A 12839-nucleotide genomic window follows, 5' to 3' on the forward strand; every position below is an offset into this window, starting at 1 on the left:
TTGATATGTCCACTGTTTCCAATTAAAACCTTGTTCTATTATAGTGTTTATTACTTCATCTATGGACAGCTTAGGATTTAAGATGGTCCCGTTTTTTGTTTACTACAAGATAAGCAAGATACAGATACATATTTGTAATTTAATAACATATTTGCCAGACGGCAGAACCTTTTAAAAGTTCCACTAATATGAGATTTTCGACACTTATTAGTGGAACTTTTTTAAGTTTTATTGAGGTTTTAATATCAAAACCGATTTCGCCACCCAATCATGTACCACAAAACGTTCGGTATGGTTTGACTGATGGGTCTGGTGGTGTGCTATATTCAATCTGTTCCGAAGTGTGGTCGTATGGGTTCGAAAGGACGTGTAGTAGTCGCTGCATCACGCTATAATCTCCTCTTTCCACTGCTGCATCAAGCGCATCCTCTACCCGATGATTGCGGGGGATGATTGCAGGATTATTACCCTTCATCAACTGTTTCGATGCAGCGCTCGATTCTAGTTGCCTTTCTAACCTCGCTTGCCACCTTTCATACCAAGTAACAAATTCCCCTGTCTTAAACATCACTGTATCCTGTAAAGTATCAAAAGTTAATGCACGGAATGTATTCGTATAATCAGCACGGTTCTCTTGCATCATCTTTAAAAGATCTTTAATAAGAATTTCATCCTGTTCCTCTTCATTAAATAGCCCAAGCTTTGCTCTCATACCTGAAAGCCAATGACTATAAAATAAATCATTATATGCTGAAATCTTTTCCTGAGCGATGTCAATTGCTTGTTTCTCTTTAACATGTAGTAGGGGCAACAAAGATTCAGCAAACCTTGCGAGATTCCATCCGCCTATCATTGGTTGATTACCAAAAGCATAGCGTCCTTGTGTATCAATCGAACTGAACACCGTAGCTTCATCATAATGATCCATAAAGGCACAAGGACCATAATCGATCGTTTCTCCGCTTATCGTTGTGTTATCAGTATTCATTACTCCATGGATAAAGCCAACAAGCTGCCATTTAGCAATAAGTGAAGCTTGGCGCTCGATTACTTCCTGAAGTAGTGCAACGTATCGATTTTCATCGGCACTGACATCAGGAAAATGCCGATCCAAAGTATAATCTGCTAGTATTTTGAGTTCTTCAACTGTACACCCATTCCGAACGTATTGAAAGGTACCAACACGTATATGACTGGCAGCGATACGAGTTAATATAGCACCTGCTAAATCCGTTTCACGTATAACTGGCTCACCAGTTGTTACTACTGCCAAACTACGTGTAGTGGGGATATTTAGAGCATGCATCGCCTCACTAATAATATATTCACGGAGCATCGGTCCAAGAGCTGCACGACCATCACCACCACGGGAATATGTTGTCCTACCTGAACCTTTTAGCTGAATATCAACAAGCTCACCTTGAGGTGTATGCTGTTCGCCTATTAGTAAAGCCCGACCGTCCCCCAGCATAGTAAAGTGCCCAAATTGGTGTCCTGCATAAGCTTGTGCAATAGGCTGAGCACCTTCAGGAACATCATTACCAGCAAATATCGCGAGCCCTTCTTCACTTTGTAGTTCCAGGACGTTCAACCCTAGTGTAGCTGCAACTTGCTCGTTAAGTATTATTAACTTAGGTGATCGTACAGGGTTTAAGCTTAAACTAGAGAAGAATGACTTCGGTAAACGAGCATAACTATGATCTAGGCTCCATCCGATTTCTTTTTTACTTGTCATTGTAACTCCTTTGCTATACATATTTTTTGTAGTCCTTATTTTTTTACAAACAAAGTACCCTCTTTTTCTATCACTGTTTTCACATTGATTATAGTTTTTCGGTAAGATTGACAACCGTATAAAGTTACAGTTTTCAGTTCTCATTTATTAATAGCAGCTATATTCACAAAAATCGCCCTGCCAATAACACTTATGTTACATTTTAGTATAAATCTAAAAACGATCTGTAGCACCAATCAAACATTTTATTTATTTTTTATTAACCATTCCTGTAGTTTATGTCTTAAAGTAAATAACGATACAGGGTCATCTACTAATTGCGGATTTGATCTCATATTCATTAACGTTTCAGTGTTTTGGTCAATTTCTTGTTTCATCTCTTGTAAACTATCATCTAACACTTGATGCGGTTGTGTAAAGAAAGATGATATATCCTCTGCTAATGATTGTTCAAACCAATTGAACCTTTCTAGCAATTGATTTGTAAAGGCATCTGTTACATCAACGTAATCTTCATTTTCAACAAAATTTTTGTACTTATTATATATCATTTCATTATTTGGCTGCAGCATTCCAAACAACTTTCCAGCACTCTTTAGCATCATCTGAGAAGGAGTTCGTCTTAAAAAGATATTCTGCTTTGTAAAATTTGTTTTTACTGCCAATCTATTAGCATCTCTTCGCCAATCATCTAATAATTTGAAGTCGCATTCTAATTTCACTTTTTCTTCTTCATATATTTTATTAAATTCAACGCTCATTTCAGTTAAAAATTCCTGACTATCTCGTAGTACTTCTCCCGACATTTCAACCCATTGTTCAATGGAATTGCGTAATTTAGGTAAAGTTGTTTGTTCAATATATTGTTGTATCCTCATATTCATTTCTTCATTAATTTGATGGTGAATCGTGCCTAAATCACTAAGCTCACTAATCATATTTGAACATTCTTTTAATATTCTTGGAATATTGTCTTCCAATTCTGCTCTATACTCTTCTTTACGCGATCTGAACATATTTATAATCACTTGTACTTTTTCTTTCTCTATATCACTTAATTGGTTAATTGCCCCATTTAGCTTCGATACCATTTCTTCTTGTGATTGTATTTCATTCGTTAACGCTTGTTCATTCTCAATGCGTTTTTGCAAAATATAAGTAATCGTTTCTCGAATATAATAGAGAATCTTTTTCGTACGTTCATGCATGAGCTTTTTATTAGTTAAACCTGATTTCACCGCGTTCGCTAATTCATTAAAGTTCGATTTGTTCATTTCATGTTTCGTGTATGAGAAAATTCGAGCATTGGGGAAATACTTGTGAATGATAGCCTTAGTATCCGCTATCGTTTCTTCATGAATATCCTTATAATAATCCCTTTCTACTGTCATTGAAACAAAATGCACAGGTAAAGACGGATTCCTTTCTTGTAGCTTAATTAACAATTCCACCTCTTTTTCTGTCAAAATGTTGCTACTATCAAGAACAAAAATTAATGAATCTGCAAGTGGTAGATATTTTACAAACATTTGGTTATGACTTAAGAAGCCTGGCGTATTCATCATCGTTATTTGATGTTGTTGTAGAAATGTTGATGGTAGCGTAAAATCAAAGATGGTATTCGTGTCAATCGAACCAAAAGAAAGCGTTTGATGAAATTCACTTAAACTTGAAATTTCTTTTACAGCCGAATCCAAAACCTCTTTGATTTCCTTCTTCTCTCCATTGTTAAATACGACAAAAGGTGTAGATCGGTTCTCTGCTAAAACATGATCCCCAACCAAGGAATTGATAAAAGTAGCTTTTCCATTTTCAAATGCACTTGCAATTAGCACACGTTGTGTTTGTAAACTTGTTAGTTCGTTTACAAGCCACTTCAAACGATTACCTACATGTAACGAGTGTTGGTTTGACCAAGTTAAGATGTCATCAAATAAAGTTAAACTATCCTCAAGTCCGTTCTCATACAGATGATCTGTTAAAACGTGTTGTTCACATTGTCGAGCAATATCAATTGGAATGTCACCATTAAAAACCTCATTCCAAGATAAGATTGCTGCAGACACAAACATTGCTTCATTATCAGGTGTAATATGTTTCCACACGTGCAAATAGATAGGGACAAGTTTAGCTAACTCTTTAATTGAATATGGCCCATGCAGAAAATCTATATAAGATTTCTTGTATAGTTCACTTAACTTCTCCCACTTACGAAGTTTGTTGTCTTCATCATCCTCTCCAACTAATATCTCATTAATCACTGTAATCCAAGCAAAATAGTATTCCTCGTCTTTATAGCTCATCCAAAGTGATTGGACCATTGACTCAAAATGAGATAAATCAATTTGGTACAAAATAAGCAAAGGTTCCTTAAAAAGATCGGGGTTTATTGATTTTGCCCAACCTTCATCTATGTATATCATTAAAGTGTTATACCACTCGATTGATCCTAATCGTACTGCTTCATTTTTTGCAAGCTCAATCATGCTAAAATAATCTTCTTGTTCCTCAAAATAATTTTGAGCTAACTTCGTTACATTCGAATAATCTGGGTTAAATGCAACAGCATCTCTAATAGCTTTATTCGCTAACTGTGTATTTCCTTGGTCAATATAAAGAGTATGTAACTTTAAAGAAATTTCTGAAGTAAGTGTATTAGAGGTTGTTATAATTGAAGAATAAACATGCTCAGCCTCAGCATACATCTGTAATTCAAGGTATGCATCTGCAATATTTTTCTGAGCCCAAGGTTTAAGCTCATTTTCAACCTTTTCCCATTTAAAAATGGCTGCTTCGTAATCATTACTTAAGTAGTAAACCTCCCCTTGAGCGTACCTAATAAAGGATAACTCAGGCTGTTCACGTTGCTGCTCGTTAACAAAAAGCTCACCAAGCACACGAATAGGATAACTTGATTGATAATCTCCCATAAAAGTCTCGTAATAAGACTTATTAATTAATTGTTGTTCTACAGTCATGACATTCCTCCGATGTATTTATTGCTAAGCCATATAGCCAAAACTGACCGCTGTTACTGTATTCTAACAAAATTCTAAGCAAAGTAGATTTCAATACACTTTCATTTTTGTTACAAACAAAGAGAAAACTGTAATGATTCACAAGAAATGAATAACTTATTAACAATTTATGTTAATGTAATACTATAGATTAATAACAGAAGGGAGTGCTTGAACAGTGTTAACAATTCACCATAAAACATATATTAAAATTCCAAAAGAAATAGTATATAAAACGATTACTTCTGCAGATGGCTGGAATGCATGGTTTACAGACCAAACATCTTTACATATGAATGCGGATGGCACAGGTGATATTCGGTTCAAATGGAGTAATTTCGGAATTGAAAATGCGAACCTTGAAGATGGTGGAAAAATAATTGAGAGTATACCTAATAAAAAATTTGTTTTTCAGTGGTCACCAGGAACAACACACACTACAGTCACTCTTAAGTTAGAGCCATATAAAGAAGGCACATTGATTGACCTCACAGAGACTGGTTATGCTAAATCGGATAAAGACCTCAAGGCATGTATAGGGTGTGCAACAGGTTGGGGAGAAGCACTTACCCTATTAAAGATATACTTAGAAGAAGGAATTGTTTATAAACAGGATTTATAAGCAATAGTTGAAATTGCAATAGTATAGGAGTATCATCCAGTTAACTTAATATATTATTGCTATTTATACTATACTAGACGACGGTTTATGGATATTCCATCGTTACTAAGTTGAACAACTACTACATACATTAGATGAAAACAATCCCTGTGAAAACAGTCTATATTTACAAAATTCTCTGCACCCTACCAACTTGACCATCAATTAACCTTACTTTAATACCATGGGGGTGATGAGGTGAGTTTGTTAGAATATCTTTTACAATACCTCTAGTTAGTGCTCCAGTCATTTGATCTTTTTTTAACACAATCTCTACTTCAAGCCCTCGTTTAATATTTGACCTTTGTTGACCGTTCATTGTTATCACCCGTTCTCCTTTATTATGTAATACGGTGTTTGCAAATTTATTACTAATTATATATGATCAATAAGATTTTTTTCAAAGCAAGTACATTCATGAACCCTTTTGAACTTTGCTTTTATATTGTCTTTATTATCACCATTATAATGGGAAAAAGCTTGAACAGGGTGTAATGCTGGCACTTTAGCTGTTAATGTATCTTTCATTTCTAGACTACCATCAATATACACATGCAAATAAGATTCTACATCTATAAACTTATTTTTTTTGTACCATTTATGCACCCAAGGGTCATCCCTAGTCCATGCTTCTAAGCGATTTAAGCCTTTTTCTATCGCTATCTTCTCTGCCTCACATAATAGTAAATTACCAATACCGTTCCTACGAAAATCAGGATGAACAGCTATATGCCAAATCATTCCTCCTAAACCGACTCCTCTTGAACATAGTGTCCTTTCCACCAATTCGTACTCAATGTCTATTAATCCAACAATTTGACCTTGTTCTACTGCCACAAGTTCAATTACAGGGTTGTTATACGTCTCTTTTTCCCTTATTACATTATCAAAGTAAGCTGTGTCCAAAAATGATAATACTCTACACCTTACCCAACCTGCTTCGTCCTTTGAAGTATAGTTCCTAATATGCATGATTTCCTCCTATAAATATTCATGAAAGTCGTCCATTCGACTATGAATGTGACGAGAGGGAAAAACTTATCAATACTTTATACTTTGGTCTTTATTAAAAGCTGTTTTCGCATTTATTGTTGCTTTTCGTTCTAAGATTTAAACACGTATACATCTATGGTTCGTGGCATCTTTTCTTTTAATAATTATAATATCTTATATTACTTATCTTACTGTCCATTTTTAAAACAAAGTTTACGAAAATAGCCTTATAAAATTTAAATTTATAGAACGATCGATAGAATGAGTACACTATGTTAAAATAAATTCTACAGTTACATAAATAGTTATTTACATTAATATTAACAAAATCATTGGTGGTGTGAACTATGAACAAGGAACAGAAGGATAAGCAACTTACTGTTACGAGTGGCAAATTAAAAGACATAGACGCCCAACTAGAAAAGTTAAATATTCGCGGTTCTGTTACTATTCTTCAGGATGTAAACGTTAAAGTAATATCATCACATGGATCTAGCTCATTTCACTCAAAAATTGTTGCTGATCTCTTAAAAAATGCGGGTTCTTGTGTAATAAAAGGGAATTTTGAAATAGCTGAAATAGAGAATATGGGCAATTTACATATTATGAATGGAAAAGCACAAAAGATTGTAAGCTCAGGCAGTGTTACAATTGATCAAAAACTTCAAACAGACGAAATGAAATGTAAAGGAGTCGTGTTTGCAAAAGAGTTATTTGCAAAGCAATTTCACATCAAACTATCAGCCAAAAGTCATATAAATAAGTTAATTGCTGAAGAAATAATTGTGGAACGAGATAGAAAAACTATCCCCTTAATTAAGAAAAAACTAGTAAGCAAGTTTATTAAAGGGGAATATATTAATCTTTCTCATGCAGAAATTGATGTTGTTGAAGGGAATAATGTAGAAATCGGCAAGGATTGTAAAATCAACACACTATATTATAAAGAAGGCTACAAAATCTCTCCAAACTCTCAAGTCTTACATATTAAAAAAAGCGGATAGAGGCATTGGATTTGAAACAAATGCTATTTCGTTACTTATATTAAACATCCCTATATTATATGTAGCGCTTACGCGAAGTGCATTCATTTCCGCCTTACTGGTGTTTTACGATCTTTCAACTCTGATCACACTCAATTGACTATTTGTTCTTGATCGACATATTCCAGTTACCCTAAGTATTCCTTCCTTTACCTTTCCTTGTTTCTTGCTCGTTTTTGTTCGATGTATGTCAAAGGCTTTATAAAATGATTGATATAGATGTAAAGGTAAGAAAATCCTATACACTTTAGTTGGTATGTATAGAAGAACATAGCCTTGATAAAAACAAAAAGAACTAAGCGTTGCGCTTAGTTCTTTTTATTTACATGGTACAAACTCTAGTTACCGTTTTTGTCTTTTTTTGAATCACTTTTCGTAATAATTTCGTATGTGAAATCAACGAAACCTTTTGTACCAGCAGGTGGTGCATACCAGATGATCATATAGTTTTTACCGTCTTTAAATAATTGACGTAATTCTAATGCATCTTCGTCATTTACATTAAATGGTTCTACATTGACAACTTTATACTTTTTATTCTTGCCATCTTTACCAACAGCTCTTTCATTAATGAACGTTACAGCATAATCAACATATTGTCCTTTTACTTCATTGATTGATTTTAAACCATCTAATGAGTTTCCATCATGAACATAGTCGATTTCTGGTATTTCGATATTATCAATGAACCAACCTGAATCATTGTATCCCCAGTCAGTCATATAGCGGAAAGCAACTAAAATCTCTTGACCAGCGTAATCAGAAAGATCAAATGTTTCTTTTTGCCAATCATCATAATGCCCAGTAAATCCTGGAAGATTTTCTTTAATCTTTGGATAACCTTCTGTTACGATATCCGAACGAGTATTTTCATTTGCTAGGCTTGTCCAATTTTCGCCACCATCAGTTGAAACTTGTACAATCCCAAAGTCCCATTGTTCTTCAATATCAATATAATTATCGAATTGCAACGTTGCTTCGTTTACATTGCTAAGGTCAGCTTCTAAAACGATAAAATTATCTGCTTCATCACCTTCGCTTGCCCATAATACTTCATTACCTGACCCTAATGGATCTTGAGCTACTTCCCAAGGAATCGGAAGGAAATCAATTCCATCAAAGTTAATTGTACGAATCTTATCATCTAATTCAATAACTTTGAAGTTTCCTCCCCACGCTGGAACACCATCCTTTTCAAAAGCAGCTGCAGATTCAAAATTCACCTGTAGATCAATGCTTTCAAATTCATAGATTCCATCACCTGGTTGGGCGCTATCAATAACTAATGCTGTGTTAAATCTACTAAACAGTTCAGGGAAATCAATACCTGTATTAAATGCTGACAATTGGTTGTTTACACTTTCTATACCATTAGCTTCATCTTTGATTAACTCTTGAATAAACTCTTGTCCAAATTGTTCACTTAAGTAAAGCTGTAGTAAATACGCTTGGCCGTAATCTGCTAGCGTTTCTGGGGCCATGCCAGCTGCTAGAAACTCATCCCACTCTACAAGTGAATTTTCTGGGTGATCTAAGAAATAATTAACATGACCCATTGGATGACCATAACCAGTTAAGTACTCTGCATAATCAGACATACCCTCATTGATCCAGTTCTCTTCATCACTATCATTATCATCATGAATTAAATGTTGATATTCATGCGCAACCGTTCCTAGGAAACCATCTAATCTATTTTCCCAATCTAACGTATCAATTGTTATAATATTACGGTCAATATATGTTTCAAATAGAGAATAATAAAACCCTGCAGTAAAAAATGGATAGTCTGGATCATTGAAGTTTTCATCAACGATGTTATCCACTAACATGATGTTTTTACCTTCTTCAGATAGATAATAATCTTCAGGTAAATCAAGAATTGCTGGTAATTGAGCTTGCTCTCCAGTTAAAAAGTCTGATTGTCCGAAAAACTCTGTTTCTACTGGATAAATATTATTATCAAATTCATCTCGTAATTTATCAACTTGTTCCTGAGTGACTACGTGAGCTGGTCTTGGGTCTCCCTCTGGGAAAGAAAGGTCATCTGCAACCCATACTTCTACATTTTCGCCGACACTGCGGAGAGTAAATGTTTTCAATTGTAAATCTTGGTTTAGGAAATATTTAGTACCACCATCAAATGAAAAAGTACCCTCAGATGAATTTTCTGCATCTACTTCCTCACCGTTTAAATTAATGTTATCAACTTGAGCAGCAATTTCTTCTCTAGCCTTTTTTAAAAAGCCTTCATCCTCAGCTTGTGCTCGTAATTTTGCTCCGATATCTAAAACATCACCATATCTCTCAGCATTCCAATCTTTCGAAGCTGCGCTCACTTGAGCCCCACTCAAGGAAGGTGTAAGTAAAGACAGTGTTAGTGCTGTTGCTGAAACAGCTGAAACTAGCTTCTTTTTCATATGCATTCCCCTCTCTTTTACCTTTTTTTCCAATTTCCCACATGATGAATTAAGAAAATTGTCGACTGTAATCGCTATTATACAATAGTATTTTAAAGTTTATAAATAGTTCGAATATATTAATTTTAAGAGTTTTCTGCATTTTACTAACAAAATATAGTGCGAATGAATTATATTTATTGTATTTTTTGTAATAATTTGAAATTATAACTATTTATTTATCATTTTATTATTCTACTAAAAAACACATTAAGTATTACCTTCTTATCTACCACTTCTTATTATCATGGAACCATGGCGTATTGTTGAAAAAGGTTTTTGTGCAACTGTATCACCATAGAATAAATAAACTAATAAGAAGCCTCTCACAATTAACTGATGCCGGCTAATTGTGAGAGGCTTAATATCTTACATTACAGAAAATGAAACACTACGATATTCCATTCTAAAGTAAAGGCTCTTTTCAGACACTTTGTTGCTTTTTTATTTACATTTGAATATTTGATGTGTATTAAATGTTTTTTATAGTCTTTTGAGAAAAAAAGGTGTCAAGAACTCTAGTTGTATACGTGTCTACCTCTTAATATGAAAAAACAACAGTTAATGCGAAAATAGCCTTACTAAATGACAACAGAAAAATGGTGTATTAGGCGGATATTATCATTTTACAGAAGAAAAAGTGTCACGAAACTATACAGTGAGTACGTATTTATTTCTCATGAACCATTGCGCAAACAGGCAAAGTCAGTGAACATCTGTATTCATCAACAAATATTCAATTATTATGATTTGTTATTTTTTGAAAAAACTGATTATACTCATTTACTACAGAACTGTCAGGTATATATTTTGCTGCCAAGTCGTTATGCAATTTCGCGTTTTGATAATCCTTTAAATGAATATAGCAGCTACACAACTCAAGGTGAGGAAGCCATGTGTAACAAGGTTCCTGAAAGATTGTTACACGATCCTCTAATTCTGGGATATCAAGATTAGTAGCTATTTTATACCAGCTTATCGCCTGAGTTATTTCGTTTTTTATTTGAAAACAATATGCTAATCTACAACACATTTCTGCTCTCGGAGAATCAATTGTAAAAGATGTTAAACAATATTCAATTGCCTTTTCATAATCTTTTAGACTAATATAAGTATCCGCAAGCTTCCAACATGCATAGTTACGAAAATCTTTAGCCTGATTTTCTGTGGCTAAAAAGGAGACGAATAGTTCAATGGCTTTATCAAATTGTTGATGATCTAAGCATTCATTTGCATAATGAAGCACATCCCTCGGAGGTAACGTTTTCTTTTCTGCAATGACTTTTTCGTATATTTTTATGTTGCGATCTGATTTTGTTCGAACTTTTTTATGCTGAATAATAATATTTGCTTTAAATACTTTACCTGAAACTTGAATTTCCTCATGAACATATCCATGCCATTTAAAATTACATTCCTTCTTCACTATCCGATTACGATAGATTGTTAAGATCGGTCTTCCCTCTGAGTCAAAGCTATATTGGTAAGGCATCATGATCGCATCAGGGTTAAGCTCCAACAGGTTTTTCTTTATTTCAGCAATTTTAAGTTGACTTTCATTAGGTACAATATCATCAGCATCAAGCCACATAATATAATCTTTCGTAGCTTTTGAGAAGGAGTAATTTCGAGCCTTTGAGAAGTCATCTACCCATTCAAAGTCATAAATTTTATCAGTATATTTCATTGCTATTTCCTTCGTTCTATCAGATGATCCAGTATCAACAATTATAATTTCATCCATTAATTCGGCTATAGAAGATAAACAATTATCTAATACTTTCTCTTCATTCTTTACAATCATACAAAGGCTAATTTGCATGCTTTCACCTCCGTTTAGAGCACATTGTTGCTAATATTTTATGATCTACGGTAGAAGGTGTTACAACGGAAAAACAGATCTAGAAGTGAGGTTTTTTTTGAATCCTATATACACAGTTTGAAAACCTTAATCAATTCAGCTAACACGTTTTCAAATTATACAATTTAACAAAAGGAAAGATCATTATTGAACAGTTCAATCTCTATTTGACTAGCAAGTTCGTAAAATACGTAAAGTATAAAAAACCACTAATTTTCTCCTCAAAATCAACAAGCTTACTTGAAACAAACCACATAAAGAAAACAAACAAAAGAGCAACTTCAAAATAAGCATTACATTACTTATTGAAGTTACTTAACTTTTTTCTGTACACAATCCATCATCATTAAATATGTTAATATGTCTCTAATATATATTTAACCAAGCTTATAAAATAAAATTCTTTGCAAGCAGTTCATTTAAGTGTACCTTGTTATCGCTAAATCTGGTGACCTATACGATACACTACCCGTAACTTGACTTGGCACAACAGTAACTGGTTGGTCTTGAACATCATTAGATATAAAAATAGTTTTTGATACAGAATGCGTACCTTGATTAGTTTCAAAGGTAAGTGATTCATTTAATGGGGAGCCACCTACGTTTACTTGAAGACTTATACTTGAATTTTCTTGTAAACTACAAACCATACCATATGTGATTTCATATATTGCCCCTCCAGCAGCTGGAAGTATGATTGTATTTGGCGTAGTTGTCGTATCAAAGCCTCCAAAACATGGTCCCATATTAGGCATAATAATAGGTTGATCCTGGATAGCAGTCATAGAACCAACGGCAGAATCAAAAATTGAACAAACACCTAATGCGCTACCTGGCGGGCCAGTATTTCCCGTTGGTCCTTGTGGACCTTGTGGACCAGGTTTCCCCATTGGTCCTTGTGGGCCAGGTGGCGGTGATGGAACGACTCTACACTTACAATCTTTGTCCTTATCATACATAACTTTCACCTCCATTCGCTTTAGCTAGTTATATTTATATTTATGACTGTTTTTCTTTTTTGCTTGGACTAACTACAACAGCTTGCCAAAAAAATGTAGACATTCATATAC

General features: G+C 34.1%; 9 protein-coding genes. 2 read left to right on the forward strand and 7 right to left on the reverse strand.

Annotated elements, in window-relative coordinates; translation table 11 throughout:
- Positions 1-268 precede the first annotated feature (268 nt).
- Positions 269-1735: a protein adenylyltransferase SelO gene (locus tag JM172_RS02860; protein ID WP_214480566.1), complete on the reverse strand. Its 1467-nt coding sequence runs from the start codon at positions 1733-1735 to the stop codon at positions 269-271.
- A gap of 245 nt (positions 1736-1980) precedes the next feature.
- On the reverse strand, positions 1981-4713 hold the full coding sequence (locus JM172_RS02865) for a GTP-binding protein (RefSeq protein WP_214480567.1): 2733 nt from the start codon (positions 4711-4713) through the stop codon (positions 1981-1983).
- Positions 4714-4930: 217 nt separating this feature from the next.
- On the opposite strand from JM172_RS02865, the gene JM172_RS02870 reads away from it, so the two are divergent.
- Positions 4931-5374 (forward strand): SRPBCC family protein, encoded by a 444-nt coding sequence (locus tag JM172_RS02870; protein ID WP_214480568.1) that lies wholly within the window; start codon positions 4931-4933, stop codon positions 5372-5374.
- Between the two features lie 166 nt (positions 5375-5540).
- Here JM172_RS02870 and JM172_RS02875 read toward each other — a convergent pair whose 3' ends face one another.
- Together JM172_RS02875 and JM172_RS02880 are read right to left on the reverse strand one after the other, a co-directional pair.
- On the reverse strand, positions 5541-5732 hold the full coding sequence (locus tag JM172_RS02875; protein WP_214480569.1) for a YwbE family protein: 192 nt from the start codon (positions 5730-5732) through the stop codon (positions 5541-5543).
- A gap of 56 nt (positions 5733-5788) precedes the next feature.
- Complete coding sequence (locus tag JM172_RS02880) at positions 5789-6385, reverse strand: GNAT family N-acetyltransferase (RefSeq protein ID WP_214480570.1); 597 nt, start codon at positions 6383-6385, stop codon at positions 5789-5791.
- A gap of 368 nt (positions 6386-6753) precedes the next feature.
- Between JM172_RS02880 and JM172_RS02885 the strand changes: the two genes are divergently transcribed.
- The gene (locus JM172_RS02885; RefSeq protein WP_214480571.1) at positions 6754-7410 is read left to right on the forward strand and encodes a hypothetical protein; all 657 of its coding nucleotides are present in this window, start codon (positions 6754-6756) and stop codon (positions 7408-7410) included.
- A gap of 377 nt (positions 7411-7787) precedes the next feature.
- On the opposite strand, the gene JM172_RS02890 is transcribed toward JM172_RS02885, so the two are convergent.
- From JM172_RS02890 to JM172_RS02900, 3 genes are all read right to left on the reverse strand, one after another.
- Positions 7788-9869 carry a choice-of-anchor J domain-containing protein gene (locus JM172_RS02890; protein WP_214480572.1) on the reverse strand — a complete coding sequence of 694 codons (2082 nt, stop codon included), beginning with the start codon at positions 9867-9869 and terminating at the stop codon, positions 7788-7790.
- 775 nt (positions 9870-10644) lie between these two features.
- Entirely contained in the window at positions 10645-11712 is a 1068-nt protein-coding gene (locus tag JM172_RS02895) for a tetratricopeptide repeat-containing glycosyltransferase family 2 protein (protein WP_214480573.1), read from the reverse strand.
- A 476-nt stretch (positions 11713-12188) separates the two neighbouring features.
- A complete protein-coding gene (locus JM172_RS02900; protein ID WP_214480574.1) occupies positions 12189-12728 on the reverse strand; it encodes a hypothetical protein in 540 nt (179 codons plus the stop codon).
- Positions 12729-12839: the final 111 nt, after the last annotated feature.

The organism is Bacillus sp. SM2101 (assembly GCF_018588585.1).
Taxonomy (GTDB): Bacteria; Bacillota; Bacilli; order Bacillales; family SM2101; genus Nanhaiella; species Nanhaiella sioensis.